The sequence below is a fragment of the Micromonospora sp. WMMA1976 genome (genome assembly GCF_027497335.1).
GTDB classification, from domain to species: domain Bacteria; phylum Actinomycetota; class Actinomycetes; order Mycobacteriales; family Micromonosporaceae; genus Micromonospora; species Micromonospora aurantiaca.
In genome coordinates this window covers 1,865,546-1,886,379 of sequence record NZ_CP114912.1, presented here as the reverse complement: position 1 = coordinate 1,886,379, position 20,834 = coordinate 1,865,546, and the positions used below count along the sequence as shown (strand labels likewise).

General features: G+C 74.4%; 20 protein-coding genes. 10 read left to right on the top strand and 10 right to left on the bottom strand.

The genetic code is table 11. The features are described 5' to 3' along the window. Together O7546_RS08870 and O7546_RS08865 are read right to left on the bottom strand one after the other, a co-directional pair. On the bottom strand, positions 1-501 hold the full coding sequence (locus O7546_RS08870) for a metallophosphoesterase (RefSeq protein WP_269696530.1): 501 nt from the start codon (positions 499-501) through the stop codon (positions 1-3). Between the two features lie 82 nt (positions 502-583). Then, positions 584-2,392, bottom strand: coding sequence for a glycoside hydrolase family 15 protein (locus O7546_RS08865; RefSeq protein ID WP_269696529.1), 1,809 nt, complete (start codon positions 2,390-2,392; stop codon positions 584-586). Positions 2,393-2,504: 112 nt separating this feature from the next. On the opposite strand from O7546_RS08865, the gene O7546_RS08860 reads away from it, so the two are divergent. Further along, the gene (locus tag O7546_RS08860) at positions 2,505-3,092 is read left to right on the top strand and encodes a general stress protein (protein ID WP_013285375.1); all 588 of its coding nucleotides are present in this window, start codon (positions 2,505-2,507) and stop codon (positions 3,090-3,092) included. A 39-nt stretch (positions 3,093-3,131) separates the two neighbouring features. Here O7546_RS08860 and O7546_RS08855 read toward each other — a convergent pair whose 3' ends face one another. Continuing rightward, positions 3,132-3,719, bottom strand: a complete 588-nt coding sequence (locus O7546_RS08855) for a DUF1684 domain-containing protein (protein ID WP_281600724.1) — start codon at positions 3,717-3,719, stop codon at positions 3,132-3,134. Between the two features lie 113 nt (positions 3,720-3,832). On the opposite strand from O7546_RS08855, the gene O7546_RS08850 reads away from it, so the two are divergent. Together O7546_RS08850 and O7546_RS08845 are read left to right on the top strand one after the other, a co-directional pair. Next, entirely contained in the window at positions 3,833-4,315 is a 483-nt protein-coding gene (locus O7546_RS08850; RefSeq protein ID WP_194800989.1) for a MarR family transcriptional regulator, read from the top strand. Positions 4,316-4,326: 11 nt separating this feature from the next. After that, complete coding sequence (locus tag O7546_RS08845; protein ID WP_281600723.1) at positions 4,327-5,313, top strand: pirin family protein; 987 nt, start codon at positions 4,327-4,329, stop codon at positions 5,311-5,313. A gap of 44 nt (positions 5,314-5,357) precedes the next feature. On the opposite strand, the gene O7546_RS08840 is transcribed toward O7546_RS08845, so the two are convergent. Continuing rightward, positions 5,358-5,483 carry a hypothetical protein gene (locus tag O7546_RS08840; RefSeq protein ID WP_255533052.1) on the bottom strand — a complete coding sequence of 42 codons (126 nt, stop codon included), beginning with the start codon at positions 5,481-5,483 and terminating at the stop codon, positions 5,358-5,360. A 141-nt stretch (positions 5,484-5,624) separates the two neighbouring features. Here O7546_RS08840 and O7546_RS08835 point away from each other — a divergent pair, with 141 nt between their 5' ends. Further along, positions 5,625-7,214 carry a phospholipase D-like domain-containing protein gene (locus O7546_RS08835; RefSeq protein WP_281600722.1) on the top strand — a complete coding sequence of 530 codons (1,590 nt, stop codon included), beginning with the start codon at positions 5,625-5,627 and terminating at the stop codon, positions 7,212-7,214. On the opposite strand, the gene O7546_RS08830 is transcribed toward O7546_RS08835, so the two are convergent. Continuing rightward, entirely contained in the window at positions 7,163-7,900 is a 738-nt protein-coding gene (locus O7546_RS08830; protein WP_269696527.1) for a hypothetical protein, read from the bottom strand. The genes O7546_RS08835 and O7546_RS08830 overlap by 52 nt on opposite strands. Positions 7,901-8,188: 288 nt before the next feature. Between O7546_RS08830 and O7546_RS08825 the strand changes: the two genes are divergently transcribed. Further along, positions 8,189-9,010, top strand: coding sequence for a SigB/SigF/SigG family RNA polymerase sigma factor (locus tag O7546_RS08825; RefSeq protein WP_194800985.1), 822 nt, complete (start codon positions 8,189-8,191; stop codon positions 9,008-9,010). Between the two features lie 132 nt (positions 9,011-9,142). After that, complete coding sequence (gene hrpB / locus O7546_RS08820) at positions 9,143-11,650, top strand: ATP-dependent helicase HrpB (RefSeq protein ID WP_281600721.1); 2,508 nt, start codon at positions 9,143-9,145, stop codon at positions 11,648-11,650. A gap of 3 nt (positions 11,651-11,653) precedes the next feature. On the opposite strand, the gene O7546_RS08815 is transcribed toward hrpB, so the two are convergent. Then, positions 11,654-12,379 carry a protein phosphatase 2C domain-containing protein gene (locus O7546_RS08815; protein ID WP_194800983.1) on the bottom strand — a complete coding sequence of 242 codons (726 nt, stop codon included), beginning with the start codon at positions 12,377-12,379 and terminating at the stop codon, positions 11,654-11,656. A gap of 212 nt (positions 12,380-12,591) precedes the next feature. On the opposite strand from O7546_RS08815, the gene O7546_RS08810 reads away from it, so the two are divergent. Both O7546_RS08810 and O7546_RS08805 read left to right on the top strand, forming a co-directional pair. After that, complete coding sequence (locus O7546_RS08810; protein ID WP_269696525.1) at positions 12,592-15,198, top strand: glycoside hydrolase family 9 protein; 2,607 nt, start codon at positions 12,592-12,594, stop codon at positions 15,196-15,198. Between the two features lie 44 nt (positions 15,199-15,242). Further along, positions 15,243-15,563, top strand: coding sequence for a multidrug efflux SMR transporter (locus O7546_RS08805; RefSeq protein ID WP_194800981.1), 321 nt, complete (start codon positions 15,243-15,245; stop codon positions 15,561-15,563). On the opposite strand, the gene O7546_RS08800 is transcribed toward O7546_RS08805, so the two are convergent. Together O7546_RS08800 and O7546_RS08795 are read right to left on the bottom strand one after the other, a co-directional pair. After that, positions 15,541-16,083, bottom strand: coding sequence for a DinB family protein (locus O7546_RS08800; RefSeq protein ID WP_194800980.1), 543 nt, complete (start codon positions 16,081-16,083; stop codon positions 15,541-15,543). The two genes, O7546_RS08805 and O7546_RS08800, sit on opposite strands and share 23 nt — an antisense overlap. A 365-nt stretch (positions 16,084-16,448) precedes the next feature. Next, on the bottom strand, positions 16,449-16,976 hold the full coding sequence (locus tag O7546_RS08795; protein ID WP_281600720.1) for a GNAT family N-acetyltransferase: 528 nt from the start codon (positions 16,974-16,976) through the stop codon (positions 16,449-16,451). Between the two features lie 196 nt (positions 16,977-17,172). Between O7546_RS08795 and O7546_RS08790 the strand changes: the two genes are divergently transcribed. Both O7546_RS08790 and O7546_RS08785 read left to right on the top strand, forming a co-directional pair. Beyond that, on the top strand, positions 17,173-18,435 hold the full coding sequence (locus O7546_RS08790; protein WP_194800979.1) for an MFS transporter: 1,263 nt from the start codon (positions 17,173-17,175) through the stop codon (positions 18,433-18,435). Between the two features lie 23 nt (positions 18,436-18,458). Next, complete coding sequence (locus O7546_RS08785) at positions 18,459-18,992, top strand: GNAT family N-acetyltransferase (RefSeq protein WP_269696523.1); 534 nt, start codon at positions 18,459-18,461, stop codon at positions 18,990-18,992. 1 nt (position 18,993) lies between these two features. On the opposite strand, the gene O7546_RS08780 is transcribed toward O7546_RS08785, so the two are convergent. Beyond that, positions 18,994-19,251, bottom strand: a complete 258-nt coding sequence (locus O7546_RS08780; protein WP_281600719.1) for a UBP-type zinc finger domain-containing protein — start codon at positions 19,249-19,251, stop codon at positions 18,994-18,996. Beyond that, on the bottom strand, positions 19,248-20,828 hold the full coding sequence (locus tag O7546_RS08775) for a Na+/H+ antiporter (protein WP_269696521.1): 1,581 nt from the start codon (positions 20,826-20,828) through the stop codon (positions 19,248-19,250). The genes O7546_RS08780 and O7546_RS08775 overlap by 4 nt, the downstream gene beginning before the upstream one ends. Between the last annotated feature and the right edge of the window lie 6 nt (positions 20,829-20,834).

The following is a 20,834-nucleotide window of genomic DNA, read 5'->3' as shown; positions in this document are numbered from 1 at the left end:
TCAGCGCGGGGGCAGGCGGTGCAGTTCGACCCGGTCGAGCCGCCCCGCCGCCACCCGCGCGGTCAGGTAGGTGGCGTACGGCTGCGCCCGCCGGTCGGTGGGTGAGCCGGGGTTGAGCAGGCGCAGGCCGCCCGGGGCGACGCTGTCCCAGGGGATGTGCGAGTGTCCGAAGACGAGCAGGTCGCAGTCGCCGTACGCGGCGGCGCAGCGCTCCTCGCGGCGGGTCTTCGGGCCGGTCTCGTGCACCACGGCGACGCGCAGGCCGTCCAGCTCGACGCGGGCCACCTCGGGCAGCCGGGCGCGCAACTCCGGCCCGTCGTTGTTGCCGTACACGCCGACCAGCCGGCGCGACCGCTTCTCCAGCGCGTCCAGCAGCGCCACGTCCACCCAGTCCCCGGCGTGCACGACGACATCCGCGGCCTCGACGGCCCCCCACAGCGCCCCCGGAAGATCCCGCGCCCGCTTGGGCACATGCGTGTCAGCCATCACGACCAGTTCCACCCCCTCATCCTCCCCCACCCCCGCTTCCCCGGGTCGATCATGAAGTTGGCGGCACTCAGGGAGATCGACTTCGCCGTCAACCTCATGATCGACGCGAAGCAGGCGCGGGGTGGCGGGAAGAGGCGGCGGCGTCCGTTATGCGGCCGGCGGCGATGATCAGGCCGATGTGCGAGTACGCCTGCGGGAAGTTGCCCGTCTGCTCGCCGGTGTCCTGGTCGATCTGCTCGGCGTACAGGCCGAGGTCGTTGGTGCGGGCGGCCAGCCGCTCGAACAGCCGCCGGGCCCGGTCCAGCTCCCCCGCCTCGGCCAGGCAGGCGGCCAGCCAGAACGAGCAGATCACGAACCCGGCCGGGTCGCCGTCCCAGCGGCGCAGCAGCCCGTCGCGGGACAGCCGCCGCTCCAGCACGTCCATCGTCGCGCGCATCCGGGGATCGTTCGCGGGCAGGAAACCGACAAGCGGCATGACCAGCACCGAGGCGTCCAGGTCGTCGGCGCCGAACGCCCCGGTGTACGCGCCGACCCGCTCGTTCCAGCCGTGGGTGAGCACAGCCGCCCGGATCTCGTCGCGGGCGGCTGCCCAGCGCGCCACGTCGGCGGGCTCGCCGATGCGGGAGCCGAACCGGACCGCCCGGTCCAGCGCGGTCCAGCACTCCACCTTCGACGACACGTAGTGCCGCTGCGGGCCGCGCCCCTCCCACATCCCCGCGTCGGGCCGGTGCCAGCCGCGTTCGGCCTGGTCGGCGAGCGTACGCAGCAGGTCGCGGACCTCCGGTGACATCGGGTCGAGGTAGTACCGCATCAGCCAGGCGGCGTCGAGCACCTCGCCCAGCACGTCGTTCTGCCGCTGCCGCCAGGCGTCGTTGCCGACCAGCACCGGCCGGCTGTGCTCGTACCCGGCCAGGTGGTCGAGGTCGTGCTCGGTGAGGTCCCGTTCCCCCTCGACGCCGTACATGATCGGCACCGGCTCGTCGCCGATCCGGCCCATCGCCCGCGCCACCCAGGTGAACTGCCGGTCCGCCTCGTCCGGGCAGGCCGCCCGCCACAGCGCCTGGAGCGTGAGGCTGAAGTCGCGCAGCCACACGTAGCGGTAGTCGTAGTTGCGGTCGCCGCCGAGCTTCTCCGGCACCGAGGTGGTGGCCGCCGCGACGACGGCGCCGCTCGGCGCGTACGTCATGCCCTGCACCGCGAGGGCGCTGCGCCGCACCTCGTCGCGGTACTCACCCTGGTAGTCGTGCAGCGCCGACCAGGACCGCCAGGCGGCGACGGTCTCGGCCACCGCCTCGGCGGCGTCGGGCAGCGCCGGTGCGGCGCCGGCGTACGCCGGGGCGTACCCGAGGGTGAAGCGGTGGACGCTGCCGGCGCGGGCGGTGAACCGGCCGGCGGCGGCCCCCTCGGCGACTGCCAGCGGGACGTCGGCGCGCAGTTCCAGCCGGCAGGCGCCGGCGGTGGCGGCCACCACCCCGTCGTGCTCGGTGAGGTAGGCGCCGACCCGGCCGTACTCGAAGCGCGGCGCGTACTCGACACGCATCGCCACCTCGCCGGTGAGCCCCTCGACCAGCCGGGCGAGCACCCGGGGCGAGCGCATCCCGATGTCGTGGCCCCGCGCGCCGTGCTCCAGCGCCAGTGCGTCGGTGACGGCGACCGTGCCGGTCGCCGTGGTGAAGACGGTACGCAGCACCAGCGTGTCGTCCAGGTAGGACCGAGTGCTGGTGGCCGCGCCCTCGGGTCGGATGCTCCAGTGCCCGGCGTGCTCGTCGAGCAACCGCCCGAACACCGACGGCGCGTCGAACCGGGGCGGGCACCACCAGTTGACCGAGCCGTCGCGGTCGACCAGGGCCGCGCTGCGCCCGTCGGCGAGGAAGCCGTGCTCGCTGATGTGTCGGGTCGGCACGGATGTGGCTACCCGGCCCGGGGCATCGGCATGCCTCGCCACATCGGTCCGGCCCGGCGCGTTACCGCTGCCCGGCGCCGGGAACGCGGTGGGTTGACGAAGGAGGATGCTCATGACCAGACCCTCGACTCCGACCGCGGCCTGGCAACCCGGAATGCCGGGCAGCGACAACCTCCCGTCCGGCCCGGGCGGTCGCCCGACGCCGCCGAGCGGGGACGGGCACGGACCGCACGCCGGGGCGCCGACCGTCACGATCGGCTCGTACCCGGACTATCCGTCCGCCCAGCGCGTGGTGGACTATCTGGCCGACAACCGCTTCCCGGTGGAACGTACCTCGATCGTCGGTACGGACCTCACGCTCGTGGAGACCGTGATGGGACGGCTCACCACGGGCCGGGCGGCCCTGCTCGGGGCCGGCACCGGCGCCTGGTTCGGTTTGTTCATCGGGTTGCTGTTCGGCATCTTCACCGCCGGGAACTGGCTGGCGGTGATCCTGGTCGGGCTGGTGATCGGTGCGATCTGGGGTGCGGTGTTCGGTGCTGTGGCACACGCCATGAGCGGTGGGCAGCGTGACTTCACGTCGGCCAGTTCACTGCGGGCCGCGCAGTACGCGGTGACTGTGGACGCGGAGATGGCCGGTCAGGCCCAGCAACTGCTCAGCCGGATGCACCTGACACCAACCGGCGCCACCGCCCGCTGACCGGTAGGGCAATGAGGGGAGGGCCGGGCGGCCCTCCCCTCATTCGTGGTACGCCCGCTCCCCGGCGCGCAGCGGCACGTCCACCCGGTTCTCCGGCGGCGCCAGCGGGCAGGCCCACCTGTCGTCGTAGGCGCAGCTGGGGTTGTAGAGGTAGTTGGCGTCGAGCCGGACCCGGTCGCCGGGGAGCACTGTCAGTCCCCGGCCGAAGGTGCCCTTGACCGTGTCGGTGAGGTACCGGCCCCCGCCGTACGAGCCGTCGCCGCAGGTGCCGTCGCGCAGCGGCAGGAACAGCCCGCCCCCGTACGCCTCGATCCACCAGAGCGTCAGCGGTCCCCACGGCGTCTCGGCGATCGCGGCCCGCCGGTACGCGACCACGCCGTCCGGGCCGCCGGTGTCGATGCGCAGCTCGCCGGAGGCCTGGCGCAGCGGCGCCTCGACCACAGCCGCCGGGTCGGGCGGGTACCAGCGCAGCCCGGTGAAGGCGGGCCGGTCGGCGGGCGGCACCGGGCTGCTCGGGTGGGTGCGGAACAGCTCGTCGCGCGCGGCCCGGAACCCGGCCAGGTCGAGGCCGGACAGGTAGAGCCGGGCCACCCGCTCCCGCCAGTCGAGCAGGTCGAGATCGTCCATCCCCCGACCCTAGCCGGGTCATCTCTTCAGGTTTGAAGGAGGCCTACGGAGGAGCGCAGGTCCCCACGGCAGCAGAGCTTGTTTAAATTTTAAATAGTGCTACTCTCGGAGCCATGACGGAGAGCCTGGACGCGGAGCGGACGGCCTGCTGGCGCGCGTACATCGAGTCGAGCCAGCGGCTGTTCACCCGGCTCGAGGACGACCTGCGCGCCGACAGCGACCTGAGCTTCGCCGACTACCACGTGCTGGTGCTGCTCTCCGAGGCGCCCGGCCACCGGCTGCGCATGGGTGAGCTGGCCGACCGGCTGGTGTTCTCACCGAGCCGGCTGACCTACCAGATCACCACGATGCGCAAGCGCGGCCTGGTGGCGAAGGAGGCGTGTCCGGCTGACCGGCGCGGCAGCGAGGCCGTGCTCACCGCCGCCGGCCTGCTCGCCCTGCGCGAGGCCGCGCCGCACCACCTGCGCTCCGTGCGCGCCCACCTGATCGACGACCTCGACGACGCCGAGGTCGCCTGCCTCACCCGGGTCTTCGAGCGGCTCGGCCGGCGCCTGCGCGCCGACCGCACCGCGTCGTCCACCCCGGCCGACAAGTAAGGAGCCCCGCGATGCCCGCGATCACCGTCGACGACGTCCTCGTCCTGCCCCGCCTGCCGCAGCTCGGCGAGGCCACCGAATACCGCTCGGTCCGCCGGGTCACCACCGCCCCCAGCGGGTACGAGGGCGAGGGCTTCCCGGTCCGCCGGGCCTTCGCCGGCGTGCCGATGACCGAGCTGGACCCCTTCATCCACCTCGACCAGATGGGCGAGGTCGACTACGCGCCGGGCGAGCCGAAGGGCACCTCCTGGCACCCGCACCGCGGCTTCGAGACGGTGACCTACATGATCGACGGGATCATGGACCACCAGGACTCGACGGGTGGCGGCGGCACCATCACCGACGGCGACACCCAGTGGATGACTGCCGGCAGTGGCCTGCTCCACATCGAGGCGCCGCCGGAGCACCTGGTGATGAGCGGCGGGCTGTTCCACGGCCTGCAGCTCTGGGTCAACCTGCCCAGCGTCGCCAAGATGAGCGCGCCCCGCTACCAGGACATCCGCGGCCGGGAGTCGGCGCTGCTGACCACGCCCGACGGCGGCGGCCTGATCCGGGTCATCGCCGGTGAGGTCGCCGGGCACCAGGGTCCGGGCTCGACGCACACGCCGATCACCATCGCGCACGCCACGTTGCAACCCGGCGCCGAGCTGAGCCTGCCGTGGCGGTCCGACTTCAACGCGCTGGTGTACGTGCTGGCCGGCCGCGGCACCGTCGGAACCGACCGGCGGCCGATCCACCTCGGCCAGCTCGCCGTGCACGGGCCCGGTGAGGCGTTGCGGATCACCGCCGACCGGACGCAGGACTCCAACGCCCCGGCGCTGGAGCTCTACCTGATGGGCGGCCAGCCGATCCGCGAGCCGGTGGCGCACTACGGCCCGTTCGTCATGAACACCCGCGCCGAGCTGATCCAGGCGGTCGAGGACTTCCAGGCCGGCCGGCTCGGGGTGATCCCGACCGGGCGGGTGCCGCACACCGACGGCCAGGGCGACCGGCCCTGACCTGCTACGGGCGCCCCGGTTCGCCGGGGCGCCCGGCCGCGGTCTCAGGAGACGGCGAAGATCCCGGCCACCCCGAGGATCACCATCAACAGGACCGCCACCAGCGCACCCCGCTCCCCCTCCACCACCTGGTCGCGGTCGGTCACGGTGTTCGTCGTCTCGGCGGGCATGTCGGTGCCTCCTCGGTATCGCGATCCAGGGGTCCGGCGCACCCCTGACGCGCGGCACCGACGCCGACCTGCTGCTCGACGTGCGGGGCCCTGCCGGGGGTCCTACCGTGTGAGGACGTCGTCGACCTCGGGGGGTGGAACGTGACTCTGCGGGACTGGTTCCTCACCGCACAGGAACGCGCCAACCCGGGGTCTGAGTTACCCGTCTGGGCCGATGGAAACCTCGCCGAGCCGCTGATTCACGGTGCCGCGTACTTCGACCGCCTGGTCAGCGAGGTGGAGGCGCTGTCCGCGGGCGACCACCTGTTCTTCACCGACTGGCGCGGTGACCCGGACGAGCGGATGCGCCCGGACGGCCCCACCGTGGCGCAGTTGTTCGCGCAGGCCGCCCAGCGCGGCGTCATCGTCAAGGGCCTGCTCTGGCGCTCCCACCTCGACACGCTCTCCTACAGCGAGGCGGAGAACCGCGACCTCAGCGAGGCGGTCCGCGCGGCCGGCGGCGAGGTGCTGCTCGACCAGCGGGTCCGGCGCGGCGGCTCGCACCACCAGAAGCTCGTGGTGCTGCGCCGGCCCGGCGACCCGAGCCGCGACATCGCCTTCGCCGGCGGCATCGACCTGTGCCACAGCCGCCGCGACGACGCCGGCCACGCCGGCGACCCGCAGCCGGTCGGCATGTCCCCGCGGTACGGCCCCACGCCACCCTGGCACGACGTGCAGCTCGCGCTACGCGGACCGGTGGTCGGCGCGCTCGACACCACGTTCCGGGAGCGGTGGACCGACCCGATGCCGCTGGACTCGGAGAACCCGATGGCGTACCTGCGGGACCGGCTGCGCGGCTCCGACCTGCGCCCGGACCCGCTGCCCGAGCAGCCTGCCGACCCGCCGCCCTGCGGACCGCACCACGTGCAGGTGCTGCGCACCTACCCGGCGGTGCGCCCCCGCTACTCGTTCGCCCCGGACGGCGAGCGCACAGTGGCCCGCGGCTACACCAAGGCGGTACGCCGGGCCCGGCGGCTGATCTACCTGGAGGACCAGTACCTCTGGTCGACCGAGGTGGCGGAACTGTTCGCGCAGGCGCTGCAGGAGCACCCGGACCTGCACCTGGTGGCGGTCGTGCCCCGGCATCCGGACGTGGACGGCCGGCTCGCGCTGCCGCCGAACATGGTCGGCCGGGAGCAGGCGCTGTCGCTGTGCCACCGGGCCGCGCCGGAGCGGGTGCACGTGTTCGACGTGGAGAACCACGACGGCACGCCGGTCTACGTGCACGCGAAGGTCTGCGTGGTGGACGACGTGTGGGCCAGCGTGGGCAGCGACAACTTCAACCGCCGGTCCTGGACGCACGACAGCGAGCTGTCCTGCGCGGTGCTCGACGACACCCGCGACGAGCGGGCGCCGGCCGACCCGGCGGGGCTGGGCGACGGCGCCCGGGTGTTCGCCCGCGACCTGCGGCTGCGGCTGTGGCGCGAACACCTGGACCGCGATCCGGGCGGCGCGCAGGACGACGACCTGCTGGACCCGGTGGACGCGGTCGCGGCGATCACCGCGGCGGCGGACGAGCTGGAGCGCTGGCACGCCGGGGGCCGGGCCGGTCCCCGTCCGCCGGGCCGGTTGCGGCCGCACCGCCCGGAGCGGTTGCCCTGGCATACGCGGCTCTGGGCGCTGCCCGCGTACCGGCTGGTCTACGACCCGGACGGCAGGCCGCTGCGGGCCCGCCGGGCCGGCACCTGGTGAAGGTCGGCCGGCTCGTCCGGCACGTTCGGGCGGGCCGGGTACGCGAACGACACGCGCGGCGAGTAGAAGCCCCAGCACACGTGCAGCGGGTTGGCCGGCCGCAACGCGTGGACCGGGTGCTCCGGGGCCGGGAACTCCACCGACTCGACCTCGAACGGGGACACCGGCTCGGCCACGTACGGATAGTCGGTGACGATCAGCTCGCCGTCGTTGCCTGTGAGGTAGCGATGGTGGCCCATGTGCGCCTCGGTGCCGGTGTGCCCGACCCGGGCGGTGACCCGGATCAGCAGCGTGCCGTCGGCGGCCCGGGTCTCGGCGGTGAGCCGGTCGCCCCGCAGGTCCAGGCGGGTCTGCCCGGCGGCGGCGGGTGCGCCCCGCGCGGCGGCGTACTGCCGGACCCGCTCGCTGGAGGTGAGGTAGTGCGTCCACCAGCCACCCGGCGTCTCGCCGTCGGGCGGATCCATATCCGCCAGTGAGACACCCAGGTAGGTGAGCGAGTACGCGCCGAAGCCGGAGGTCTGCGTCTCGTCGTCGACCACGTACTGGTTGACGAACACCTGACGCTGCGGGTGCGGGCGCAGCCCCGCGGGCAGCAGCGTGTCGACCGCGCGGGGATCCGCCGGGAGCCAGCTGAACAGCAGCGTCCGGGCGTTGATGACGAGTTGCGGCGCGGCGGGATCCAGCACGGTGCCTCCGTTGACGTGTCGCTACGGACGCTACGGGCGGTCCCGTCGGCGGGACAACGACAGAAAGCCGACACATCGACCACCTGTCGGATTCCTCGTTGACCGATCGGGGCGCGCTATGCCCGGAAAAACGAGGTCCATACCCCGCCACACCTTAAGTACATCGTACTTTCGGCTAGATTTCCGCAGCACGATCGGGCTATGGTGGCTTCCGAACGTACTACCGACACCTAAACCTGAGCGTCACGTCTTTTTTCTTCCGTGGACGAGGTGCAGGGAGGACCACCCATGACCGCTCCCACGACCAGCGCCCCGGCGACCACGCCGGCCGGCTCCGCGAAGCTCGACCCCCGCTCGCTCACCGACAGCGCCGCCGACCTGCTCGCCGCGATGGCCGCGCTGCCGGCCGGCCACCCGTCCCGGCCCGCGCTGCGCGACCGCGCCATCGAGGCGTGGCTGCCGCTGGCGAACCACCTGGCCCACCGCTACAGCGGCCGCGGCGAACCGAACGACGACCTGGCGCAGACCGCGGCGATCGGCCTGATCAAGGCGATCGACAAGTTCGACCCGTCGCGCGGCGTCGACTTCGCCGGCTACGCCATCCCCACCATCATCGGCGAGCTGAAGCGCCACTTCCGCGACCGCACCTGGGACATCCGAGTGCCCCGCCGGCTCCAGGAGCTGCGCCTGGCGATCTCCGACGCCAACAGCACGCTGCTCCAGACGCTCGGCCGCTCCCCGACGGTCGCCGACATCGCCGCCCACCTCAAGCTCACCGAAGAAGAGGTGCTGGAGGGCCTGGAGGGCGCCCGCGCCTACAACGCGGTGTCGCTGTCCACCCCGACCGGCGACGGCGAGCGGGCCACCGAGCTGGGCGACCTGCTCGGCGGCGAGGACGGCGAGTTCGAGCTGGCCGAGATGCGCGTCGCCCTCGGCCCGGCGCTCGCCACGCTCGACCGGCGCGAGCAGAAGATCCTTACGCTGCGCTTCTACGGCAACCTGACCCAGTCGCAGATCGCCGAGCAGATCGGCGTCTCGCAGATGCACGTGTCCCGGCTGCTGGCCCGGGCCCTGACCAAGCTGCGCGGTCAGCTCGACGGAACGTACTAGCAAGGGGGCTGCGGCCGGGTCGGCGGACCCGGCGCGGCGGCCACCCGGCCCGGTCGGCGGTGCGCCGGCCGGGCCGTTCCGCGTTCCGGGGGCAGCGCGGACCGTCCGGCGGCGCGGTGCGAGAGTGGGGCCGTGCTCGCCGACATCCCGCTCGACCTGCCGGTCCGCCCGGTCCTGCCGGCGCTCGTCGGCGCGCTGCGCGAGCGCGGCGCCGCCGTCCTGGTGGCGCCGCCGGGCACCGGCAAGACCACCACCGCGCCGCTCGCGGTCGCCGACGCGGTGCCCGGCCGCGTGGTGATCGCCCAGCCCCGGCGGGTCGCCGCCCGCGCCGCCGCGCACCGGATGGCCGCCCTGCTCGGCGAGCGGGTCGGCGACCGGATCGGATACGCGGTGCGCGGCGAGCGCCGGACCGGCCCGCGTACCCGGGTCGAGGTGGTCACCACCGGCCTGCTGGTCCGCCGCCTGCACCACGACCCGGAGCTGCCCGGCGTGGACGCGGTAGTGCTCGACGAGTGTCACGAACGGCACCTCGACGCCGACCTGGCGCTGGCGTTCAGCGTCGAGGCCCGCGCGACGCTGCGCCCGGACCTGTGGCTGCTGGCGATGTCGGCCACCCCGCAGACGGACCGGTTCGCGGCGCTGCTCGGCGCCGGCGACCCCGCCCCGGTGGTACGCGCCGAGGCCGCGCTGCACCCGGTCGAGCGGGTGTGGGCGCCACCGCCGCGCCCGGTGACGCCGCCCGGCGCGGGCCGGGTCGATCCCGCGCTGCTCGACCACGTGGCCGCCACCGTGCGCCGGGCGCTGCGCGAACGCGACGGCGACGTGCTGGTCTTCCTGCCCGGCGCGGGTGAGATCGCCGCCGTCGCGGGCCGCCTGGCCGACCTGCGCGACATCGCGGTACTGCCCCTGCACGGCCGGCTGCCCGGGCCCGCCCAGGACGCGGCGCTCACCCCGGCCGCCGGACGGCGCGTGGTGCTCGCGACGGCGGTGGCGGAGAGCAGCCTGACCGTGCCCGGCGTCCGGGTGGTGGTGGACGCCGGACTGAGCCGGGTGCCGCGCACCGACCTGGCCCGAGGGCTGGGCGCGCTGGTCACGGTGCCGGTGTCCCGGGCCGGGGCCACCCAGCGCGCCGGCCGGGCCGGACGGGAGGCGCCCGGCGCGGTCTACCGCTGCTGGTCGGAGGCGGCACACGAACGGCTCGCCCCGCAGCCCGAACCGGAGATCGCCACCGCCGACCTGACCGGATTCGCGCTGGAGCTGGCCGCCTGGGGCACACCGGACGGCACCGGGCTGGCGCTGCCCGACCCACCGCCACCGGCCGCGCTGACTGTGGCGCGGGAGACGCTCACCACGCTCGGCGCGGTGGACCACGACGGCCGGATCACCGCGCGGGGACGGGCGGTAGCGGCGGCGGGCACGCATCCCCGGCTGGCGCGGGCGCTGCTGGACGGCGCACCCCGGGTCGGTGCCGAACGGGCCGCCCAGGTGGTGGCGATCCTCGGCGAGGACACGCTGGGCGGGACCGGGGACGACCTGCCCGCCCGCTGGCGGCGACTGCGCGACGGCACCGACCCGGCCGCAACCGCGCGCTGGCGCACCGAGGTACGCCGCCTGCGCGCCGCCCTGCCCGCCGACGGCGCGGCCGAGCGGGGGCGCCTGCCGGACGATCTGGCCGCGGGGCTGCTCGCCGGACTGGCGTACCCGGAACGGCTGGCCCGGGCACGGCGGCCGGGCGGGTCCGCGTACCTGATGGCCGGCGGGACCGCTGCGGAGCTGGCGCCCGGCTCGGGGCTGCCCGGAGCGGCGTGGCTGGCCGTCGCGGTGGCCGACCGCTCCCCCGGCGCGCCCGCCGCCCGGGTGCGGCTCGCCGCGCCGATCGACGAGGCGACCGCCCGGGAGGCCGGGGCGGCGCTGCTGGACACCGGGCGGGAGGTGGCCTGGTCCGGCGGGGACGTGGTGGCCCGCGAGGTGGTCCGGCTCGGCGCCGTCGAGCTGGTCGACCGGCCGCTCACCGCGCCGGACCCGGAGCTGGTCGCGGCGGCGCTGCTGGACGGGCTGCGGCAGGAGGGACCGGGCCTGCTGCGCTGGACGCCGGAGGCGACCGGGCTGCGCCGCCGGCTGGCGTTCTGCCGCCAGGCGCTCGGCGACGACTGGCCGGACGTCTCCGACGCGGCGCTGCTCGCCGAGGCGCGCGTCTGGCTCGGCCCGGAGCTGGCCCACGCCCGGCGCCGGGCCGACCTGCACCGGGTGGACGTGGCGGCGGCGCTGCGGCGGCTGCTGGACTGGCGGCAGGCGGCGCGGCTGGACGAGCTGGCCCCGGAGCGCCTGGAGGTGCCCAGCGGCTCGCGGATCCGGGTCGACTACGCCGACCCGGCCGCGCCGGTGCTGGCGGTCAAGCTCCAGGAGACGTTCGGCTGGCGGGACGTGCCGCGCATCGGCGACGGGCGGGTGCCGGTGCTGCTGCACCTGCTCTCCCCCGCCGGGCGGCCGGTGGCGGTCACCGCCGACCTGGCCTCGTTCTGGCGCACCGGCTATCAGCAGGTACGGGCGGAGCTGCGCGGACGCTACCCGCGCCATCCGTGGCCGGAGGACCCGACCACCGCCGAGCCGACCCGAAGGGCCGCCCCGCGACGGCGGTGAGGGCTATTCCTCGACGACGTCGGCGATCACGACGGTGATGTTGTCCGGGCCGCCGGCCCGCAACGCCAGGTCGATCAGCCGGGCCGCGCAGGCGTCGCGTTCCGGCTGCTCGCTGAGCACCTCGGTGAGCGTGTCCGCGCGGACCACGTTGGAGAGGCCGTCGCTGCACAGCAGCCAGCGGTCACCGGCCCGGGGCACCATCGTGGCGTACGACGGGGAGACCTCGTCGCCCTGCAACGCCTGGGTCACCACCGCCCGCCGGGGATGGCTGCTGGCCTGCTCGGCGGTGATGACGCCCTGGTCGACGAGCATCTGCACGAACGTGTCGTCGCGGGTGACCTGCTTGAGCACGCCCTCGCGGTACAGGTAGGCCCGGGAGTCGCCGACGTGCGCCAGCGCGAGACAGCTGCCGGTACGGGCGAACAGCAGCGCGGTGAGCGTGGTGCCCATGCCCTGACGCTCCGGATCCTCCTCGACGGCCTGGCGGATCCGCGCGGTGGCCAGCTCGATCCCGCCCTGGAGTGCGGCGACGAGAGCGTCCTCCGGCGTCTCCACGTCCAGCGGGGCGACCGCGTCGATGGCGATGCGGCTGGCCAGGTCGCCGGCCGCCATGCCGCCCATGCCGTCGGCGACCGCGACCAGCCAGGCACCGGCGTGCTGCGCGTCCTGGTTACCGCTGCGGATCAGCCCACGGTCGCTCGCTCCGACGGAACGAAGCTTCAGGGTCATGGGTCGCAGCCTGCCAGGTCGAGGGCTCGGATGTCTCTAGGAGATCACTGACATCGTACGTGGCGCGCCGAATCGGGCCGCGCGCGGGCGGGATGCCTCATCGGGCCGGATCGATTGACAGCGACGGAACGCGGTGGAAACATCGGGCTGATATTGGGAGCGCTCCCAGCTCCCGGTCTCCCCCACCACCCCCGAGCACGGAAGGAACCTCCGTGACCCGATCCCGTCGTCGGCTCGCCGCACTCGCGGCCACCACGCTGGCGCTCACCGGCCTCACCGCCGGCCCGGCGAGCGCCGAGGTGCCGCCGGATGCCCCCGAACAACTGCGCAACGGCGACTTCAGCGCCGGCGTCTCCCCCTGGTTCTCGTACGGCACCGGCGACCTCGCGGTCGTCGACGGCCGGCTCTGCACCTCCGTCGCGGCGGGCACAGCCAACCCGTGGGACGCCGGGATCGGCCAGGACGCGGTGCCGCTGACCCAGGGCGCCGAGTACGAGCTGTCCTTCGACGTCTCCGCGACCCCCGGCGCGGCCGTCAAGGCGGTGCTCCAGCTCGGCAGCGCCCCCTACACCACCTACGCCAGCGTCGACGCCACAGCCACCGGCACCGCGAAGCACGTCACCACCACCTTCACCTCCCCGGCCGACAACCCCACCGCCCAGCTGATCTTCCAGGTCGGTGGCAGCGCCCAGGCGCAGACGTTCTGCCTGGACAACGTGTCGCTGCGCGGCGGAGAGCCGGCGCCGCCGTACGAGCCGGACACCGGGCCCCGGGTCCGGGTCAACCAGGTCGGCTACCTGCCCGGCGGGCCGAAGCACGCCACAGTGGTCACCGAGGCCACCGACGCCCTGCCCTGGCAGCTCAAGTCGGCCGGCGGCGCGGTGGTCGCCAGCGGGCAGACCACGCCGCGCGGCACCGACGTCGCCTCGGCGCAGAACGTGCAGACTGTCGACTTCTCCGCGTACCGCACGCCGGGCACCGGCTACACGCTGGCAGTGGACGGCGAGACCAGCCACCCGTTCGACATCTCCGGCGCGCTCTACGACCGGCTGCGCGCCGACTCGCTGCAGTTCTTCTACGCCCAGCGCAGCGGCATCGAGATCGACGGCGACCTGATCGGCGAGGAGTACGCCCGCCCGGCCGGCCACCTCGGCGTCGAGCCGAACCAGGGTGACACCGACGTGCCGTGCCAGGCCGGCGTCTGCGACTACTCGCTGGACGTGCGCGGCGGCTGGTACGACGCGGGCGACCACGGCAAGTACGTCGTCAACGGCGGCATCGCCGCCTACCAGCTGCTGAGCACGTTCGAGCGGACCAAGACGGCCGAGACCGCCGCCGGCGGGGCCGCCCTGGGCGACTCGACGCTGCGACTGCCCGAGCGCGGCAACGACGTGCCGGACGTGCTCGACGAGGCCCGCTGGGAGGTGGAGTTCCTGCTGCGCATGCAGGTGCCGGCGGGCAAGCCGCTGGCCGGGATGGTCCACCACAAGATCCACGACCGGAACTGGACCGGCCTGCCGCTGCAGCCCCAGGACGACCCGCAGCCGCGTGAGCTGCACGCGCCGTCCACCGCCGCCACGCTGAACCTGGCCGCCGTCGCCGCGCAGTGCCAGCGGCTGTACGCCCCGTACGACGCCGCGTTCGCCGCGCGCTGCGGCACCGCCGCGAAGACCGCGTACGCGGCGGCCAAGGCGCACCCGGCGATCTACGCCTCGGCCAGCGACGGCACCGGCGGCGGCGCGTACGACGACACGAACGTCACCGACGAGTTCTACTGGGCCGCTGTCGAGCTGTGGCTGACCACCGGCGACAAGGCGTACCTGGCCGACATCACCGGCTCGCCGCTGCACACCGCCGACGTGTTCGCCCCGACCGGCGCGTTCGGCTGGCAGAGTGTCGCCGCGCTGGGCCGCCTGGACCTGGCCACCGTGCCGAACACGCTGCCCGCGGCGGAGAAGACCCGGATCCGCGAGTCGATCACCGCCGCCGCCGACGGATACCTGGCCACGATCGCCGGACAGGCGTACGGGCTGCCGTTCCCGGGCAGCGCCGACGCGTACGTCTGGGGCAGCAACAGCAACCTGGTGAACAACGCGATCGTGCTCGCCACCGCGTTCGACCTGAGCCGGGACGCGAAGTACCGGGACGGCGCGGTGCAGGCCGCCGACTACCTGTTCGGCCGCAACGCGCTGAACATGTCGTACGTGACCGGGTGGGGCGAGCAGCACGCCCGCAACCAGCACAGCCGGATCTTCGGCCACCAGCTCAACCCGGACCTGCCGCGCCCGCCGGCCGGTTCGCTCGCCGGTGGTCCGAACGCCGCGCTCCAGGACCCGTTCGCGGCGAACCTGCTTGCCGGGTGCGCGCCGATGTTCTGCTACGTCGACGACATCAACTCGTACGCGACGAACGAGGTGGCGATCAACTGGAACTCGGCGCTGGCCTGGCTCGCGTCGTTCCTGGCCGACCAGGGTGACGCCGGCGCGGTGCCGGCGCCGTCCTGCGCGGTCACCTACACCACGCACGGGAGCTGGCCGTCCGGCTTCACCACCCAGGTGACGGTGCGCAACACCGGCACGACGGCGGTGAACGGGTGGAGCCTGCGCTGGGCGTTCCTCGGCGACCAGAAGGTCGACCACGCGTGGTCGGCACAGCTCGGCCAGAGCGGCGCCACGGTCACCGCGAAGAACCTGTCCTGGAACGCGAAGCTGGCGCCGGGCGCGTCCACCACGTTCGGCTTCAACGGGACCGCCTCCCGGTTCCCGAACCCGGATCCGGGGCTGGTCACCCTGAACGGAAAGGCCTGCACGGTCTCCTGACCGAGCTGACCGGACGCCATCGCAGGACCGGGTACGGTCCTGCGATGGCGTACCTGTTCCTGCTCGGCGCGATCACCGCCGAGGTGATCGGCACCAGTCTGCTCAAGGCCACCGACGGTTTCACCCGGCTCTGGCCCACACTGGGCCTGGCGGTGGCGTACCTGTCCGCGTTCGGGCTGCTCTCCCTGGCCGTGAAGGACATCCCGGTCGGTGTCGCGTACGCGGTCTGGTCCGGCCTCGGCACCGCCGCCATCATGGCGATCGGCGCGGCGTTCCTCGGTGAGCCGCTGAGCGTGACCAAGGTGATCGGCGCGGGGCTCGTCATCGCCGGGGTGGTGGTGCTCAACCTCGGCGGCGCCCACTGAGCCCGGCCGCTCGCAGCAGCCGGAGCTGGCCGATCTCGGCCACGTTCTTCATCAGCTCGGCGTTCACCCAGGCGGCCAGGTCCGCGACGGTGAACCCCGCGTCGGCCGGCCAGGGGTACGCCGACGGCCGCTCCAGGTCGGCCCCGGTCAGCCCGTCCAGCGCGTCCGTCCACTCCGTCCGCAGCTCCCGCAGCCAGGCGATGGTCTCCGGGCCCGGCCCGGGCCAGCGGATGTCGTCGCGTTCCCGCACCGGACGCTGCCGCACGTGGTCGGTCGCGACCGACCACCACCAGCCGACGTGCCAGGTCAGCCACGCGATCGTGGGCACCGGCACCGGGTCCGGCTCGCTGTCGGCCCAGTCGGGACGCCACCCGCCGTCCGGCTCGGGGCGCATGGTCCAGCAGACGCCGCCCACTTCCCAGAGGAAGTCCGCCGGCTCCAGCCGGTCGAGGTGGTACTCGGCGAGCGCCCAGGTCAGGTCGAACTGGCGGCGCAGCAGGCCGGTCACGGAGGCAGGCATCGCGCGATCGTGGCACGGCCCACGCCCGCGGTCGACCGGTTAACGCGCCGCCCGGGCTCGGCGTGTCGCCCCGGAAGAGAAGAGTTGCCCCGCCGGCGTCATGCCTCTCCGTCATAAATATGACCGAGAGGCATAAGGCTCGAAAAGCTCATCCTTCCGCGGGAGCCGCCGCCCGCGCTTGAGCGCGGCCCGCCCCGCCGAGCGCCGTTGCGGCGCCGCGTCACCGTTCCGCCAAGAATCCGGTGGACTCGGACAGGCAGGTGCGCGACCGTGGGCCACGTGGGCGGCGACGCGGAACATCGGGTGTGGGCGGCGATCAACCGGAACGTGGCACGGCCGCGATGCCCGGTCGACGGGTCAACCGCTCAGTCGGGTAGGCGTGCGGGGACGGGGCGGCGCATAGCGATCCGCTCGGCCGGGTCGAGGCCCAGCGCCGCCTCGGCGGCCAGCAGCTCGATCAGGCCCGCCGTCAGCTCCGTCCCGCTCAGCTCGCGGAATCCGCATCGCATGTAGTAGGGGCCGTTCCACGGCACCGAGCGGAACGTGGTCAGCGTCAGCGCCGGCAACCCCTGCGACGACGCCCACCCCGCCACCCGGTCGAGCAGACGCCGCCCGATGCCACGGCGGGCGTACGCCGGATCGACGCTGAGCTGCTGCACGTGCGCCGCGCCGTCGACCAGATCGGCGAGCGCGAACGCGATCGGCCGGTCGGCCGGGTCGGTCGCCACCCACAGCCGGCCGGCGCGCTGCCCGGCGCCCAGCGCCTCCAGCGGCAACGGCGGCATGTCGGCCACCAGGGTCATGCCGATCTCCCGGAACGGGGTGCCGGAAGCCACCTCGATCCGCTGCACCTCGGTCAGTTCCTCGGCCCTGGCGATCCTGCTGCGCTCCACGGCGCCGACCCTGGCAGAGCGGGGACCGGCAGGCGAGCGGATTTCCCGCACCGCGCTCGCTCCGGATGTTTCGGCGGTGACCAGCGGCGGCGACGCCCGGCGGGCTCGCGGTGTGACGGGCGTCGCCCCGAGCGGGGCTCCGGGCCAGCCGGAACAGTCCTAGCGTCGACCCCATGCCCCTCGCCCTACCCCGCTGATGGGACGCGTCTCGCCGCTCCCGCCGCCTGGGCCGCTGCGCACCCTCGCGTACGCCACGCTGGTCAACACGGTCGGCGCGGGGCTGTGGCTGGCGGGCGGGGCGCTCTACCTGACCCGGGACGTGGGCCTCTCCGCCACCTCGGTGGGCGCCGGGCTCACCGTCGCCGGGCTGGTCGGGCTCAGCGCGAGCGTGCCGCTGGGCGCGCTGGCCGACAGATGGGATCCGCGTACGCTCCGGGCCGTCCTCCAGGTGGGCCAGGCGGTCGCCGCGCTCGCGTACCTGCTGGTCGGCTCGTTCCCGGCGTTCCTGGCGGTGGCGGTGCCGGAGGCGCTGCTCGCGGCCGGCAACCTGGCGGTACGGGCGGCGCTCGTGGCCGCGGTGGGCGGCCCGGACGGCCGGGTGCACGCCTTCGCCACGCTGCGCGCGGTGGCGAACCTGGGCATCACCGTCGGTACCGCGCTGGCCGGGATCGCGCTCGCGGTGGACACGCACCGGGCGTACCAGGTGCTCGTGGTCGGCAACGCGGCCACCTACCTGCTCTCGGCGGCGCTGCTGATGCGCCTGCCGCCGCAGCCGGCCGGCGCCGGCACGCGACGCACGCCGGGCACGCGGCGCGGCGGAGGACGAAGGCGCGGCGGACCGCTGCGCGACGGACGGTTCCTCGCGGTGAGCGGCGTCTCGGCGGTGCTGAGCACGCACGTGACGGTGCTCGTGCTCGTCGTGCCGCTGTGGACGGTGGACCGAGCCGGCGCGCCGCCACCCGTGGTGTCGGCGGTGCTGCTCGCCAACACGGTCCTCACCGTGCTGCTCGCGGTCCGGCTGAGCCGGGGCGCGGAGCGTGCCGCGCCGGCCGCGCGGAAGCTGCGCCGGGCCGGGCTGGTGCTCGCGGCGGCGACACCGCTGTACGCGGCGACGGCCGGCCTGCCGGTGCTCCCGGCGGTCGTCCTGCTGCTCGTCGCGACCGCGGTGTGGACGGTGGGCGACCTGTGGCACGGCGCGGCCGGGGCGGGCCTCGCCTACGACCTGGCCCCGCCCGGCGCGATCGGGGCCTACCAGGGCGCGGACGGCCTGCTCACCGGGCTGGCCCAGGCGCTCGGCCGGGGCCTGCTCACGCTGCTGGTGCTCGGTGGCGGTCCGGTCGGCTGGCTGGTGCTCGGCGGGATCTTCGCCACCGCCGGGCTGGCCGCCCCGGCGCTGGCCGGCCGGGCGATCGCGAACCGGCGGGCGCCGGAACCACGGCCCGCCGGTGTGCCGGGGTGAGCCGCGTGTAGCAGCATGGCGGGATGACCGACCGGCAGAGCATCACGATCCGTCCGGGTGGGCCCGGCGACGCGCCCACGCTGCTGCGGCTGCTCGACAGCGCTACCGCCTGGCTGGCCGAACTGGGGCGTACCGACCAGTGGGGCACCGAGCCGGCGTCGATCGATCCGCGCCGCATCGCCCAGGCCGACGCGTGGGCGGCCGGGGACGGCCTGTACCTCGCCGAGATCGACGCGACGGTGGCCGGCGCGCTGGTGGTGGGCGCGGCGACCGACTACGTGCCGCCCGCCACCGAGCCGGAGCTGTACGTGAACCTGCTGGTCACCGACCGCGCGTACGCGGGGCGTGGCGTGGGGGCGCGGTTGCTCGCGTACGCGGCGGAGCTGGCCCGCGAACGCGGCGTCGGCCTGCTGCGGGTGGACTGCTTCCGCAGCCCCGACCGGGCGCTCGTGCGGTTCTACGAGAGCTGCGGCTTCACCGCCACCGAGCCGTTCACGGTGGAGCGGCCGGGCCGCCCGACGTGGACCGGGCAGGTGCTGGAGCGCCGGGTCGGCTGAGTCAGCCGATCTCCTCGTCCACGAAGCACCAGCGCCACGACTCCCCCGGCTGGACCGACCGCATCACCGGGTGCCCGGTGGACTCGAAGTGCTTCGTGGCGTGCTGGTACGGCGAGGAGTCGCAGCAGCCCACGTGCCCGCAGGTCAGGCAGGCGCGCAGGTGCACCCAGTCGGGGTTGCCGACGGCCACGCAGTCCGGGCACTCGGTCGTGGTGGCGGGTTCGGCCGTGCCCGCCTCGGCCAGGTGCTGGCAGCTCACTCGACGACCTCCTGTCGCAGCATGGACTCCTCCAGATCCAGATCACGATAGGCGCGGGTGAGCACCTCCTCCGGGATCTGGCCGGAGTCGCGGGCGGCCCGGAACACCTCCCGCTCCGCGTCGATCATCTCCTGCCGCAGGCGCGCGTACGCCTGGGAGGGGGTTTCCCGTCCGGTGCCGCCGAGCCGCTCCCAGGCCAGGTTGGCCCGGGAGGTGGTGAGCCCGCGCAGGCGTTCCACCACCGCCTCCGGCGCGCCCTCGGCCAGTTCGTCGAGGCGTTCCCGGGCGGCCCGGCTGGCCCGCTGCTGCACCCCGGCGGCGGACAGCGCGTCCTGCACCGGGTCGTCCGGGGGCAGCCGCAGCCGCCGGGCCACCCAGGGCAGCGTGGCGCCCTGCCCGACGAGCGTCGCGACGATCACCGCGAAGGCGAGCCAGATGAGCAGCGCACGCGGGTACGGCGCGTCGTCTGCGAGCGTGAGCGGCAGGCCCAGCGCGGCGGCGAGCGTCACCACGCCGCGCATGCCGGCCCAGCCGATGACGACGGGGAACTGCACCGGCGGCGCCGGGTCGCGCTGCCGGATCCGGGGCACGAGGCGGGCCAGGTAGGTGGCCGGGAACACCCAGACGAACCGGGACAGGAATACGGCGGCCAGCACCGCGGCGGTGATCGCGGCCAGCGAGCCGAACGGCTCGTCGAGGTCGCGGACCACCTCCGGCAGTTGCAGGCCGACCAGCAGGAACACCAGTCCTTCGAGGAGGAACCGGATCAGCCGCCAGAACGCGGTCACCTGGAGCCGGGAGGCGGCCGACAGCAGCGTGGGCAGCTTGTGCCCGATGCCGAGGCCGGTCACCACCACCGCGACCACGCCGGAGGCGTGGATCTCCTCGGCGGCGAAGACCACGGCGAACGGCACGATCAGCGACAGCGCGTTGTCCAGCACCGGGTCGGTGATGCGCTTGTGCAGGTAGCCGAAGACCACCACGCCGAGCAGGCCGACCAGGATGCCGCCGCCGGCCGCGACGACCACCTCGCGGGCCACGTCGCCGACGCCGACGCCGCCGGTGGTGGCGGTCGCGGCGACGATCGCCACCCGCAGCAGCACCAGTGCGGTGGCGTCGTTGACCAGGCTCTCGCCCTCCAGGATGGTGACGACCCGCCGGGGCAGGCCGACCCGCCGGGCCACCGCGGTGGCGGCGACCGCGTCCGGCGGCGCCACCACCGCGCCGAGCGCCAGGCAGATCGCGTACGGCAGTTCGGGCAGGAACCAGTGCACGACGGTGCCCACCGCGAACGCGGTGAAGACGACCAGCCCGACGGCGAGCAGCAGGATCGGCCGCAGGTTGAGCCGGAACGCCGGCACCGACGTCTCCAGCGCCGCCACGTAGAGCAGCGGCGGCAGGATGCCCACCAGCACCAGGTCCGGGTCCAGCCGCACGTGCGGGAAGAACGGCAGGTAGGACAACGCGAGGCCGAGCACCACCAGCAGGATCGGCGCGAGCAGGCCGAGCCGGCGGGCCAGCGCCGCACCGAAGGTCGCGATGGCCAGGAAGACCACGACCTCGAACAGAGCATCCACGAACGA

What these genes read in the sequence shown, in the direction of transcription:
- O7546_RS08860 (WP_013285375.1), top strand. Translation starts at nt 2,505, where the DNA reads ATGACCAGACCCTCGACTCCGACCGCGGCCTGGCAACCCGGAATGCCG.
- O7546_RS08855 (WP_281600724.1), bottom strand. Translation starts at nt 3,719, where the DNA reads ATGGACGATCTCGACCTGCTCGACTGGCGGGAGCGGGTGGCCCGGCTC.
- O7546_RS08850 (WP_194800989.1), top strand. Translation starts at nt 3,833, where the DNA reads ATGACGGAGAGCCTGGACGCGGAGCGGACGGCCTGCTGGCGCGCGTAC.
- O7546_RS08845 (WP_281600723.1), top strand. Translation starts at nt 4,327, where the DNA reads ATGCCCGCGATCACCGTCGACGACGTCCTCGTCCTGCCCCGCCTGCCG.
- O7546_RS08840 (WP_255533052.1), bottom strand. Translation starts at nt 5,483, where the DNA reads ATGCCCGCCGAGACGACGAACACCGTGACCGACCGCGACCAGGTGGTG.
- O7546_RS08825 (WP_194800985.1), top strand. Translation starts at nt 8,189, where the DNA reads ATGACCGCTCCCACGACCAGCGCCCCGGCGACCACGCCGGCCGGCTCC.
- O7546_RS08815 (WP_194800983.1), bottom strand. Translation starts at nt 12,379, where the DNA reads ATGACCCTGAAGCTTCGTTCCGTCGGAGCGAGCGACCGTGGGCTGATC.
- O7546_RS08805 (WP_194800981.1), top strand. Translation starts at nt 15,243, where the DNA reads ATGGCGTACCTGTTCCTGCTCGGCGCGATCACCGCCGAGGTGATCGGC.
- O7546_RS08800 (WP_194800980.1), bottom strand. Translation starts at nt 16,083, where the DNA reads ATGCCTGCCTCCGTGACCGGCCTGCTGCGCCGCCAGTTCGACCTGACC.
- O7546_RS08790 (WP_194800979.1), top strand. Translation starts at nt 17,173, where the DNA reads ATGGGACGCGTCTCGCCGCTCCCGCCGCCTGGGCCGCTGCGCACCCTC.
- O7546_RS08785 (WP_269696523.1), top strand. Translation starts at nt 18,459, where the DNA reads ATGACCGACCGGCAGAGCATCACGATCCGTCCGGGTGGGCCCGGCGAC.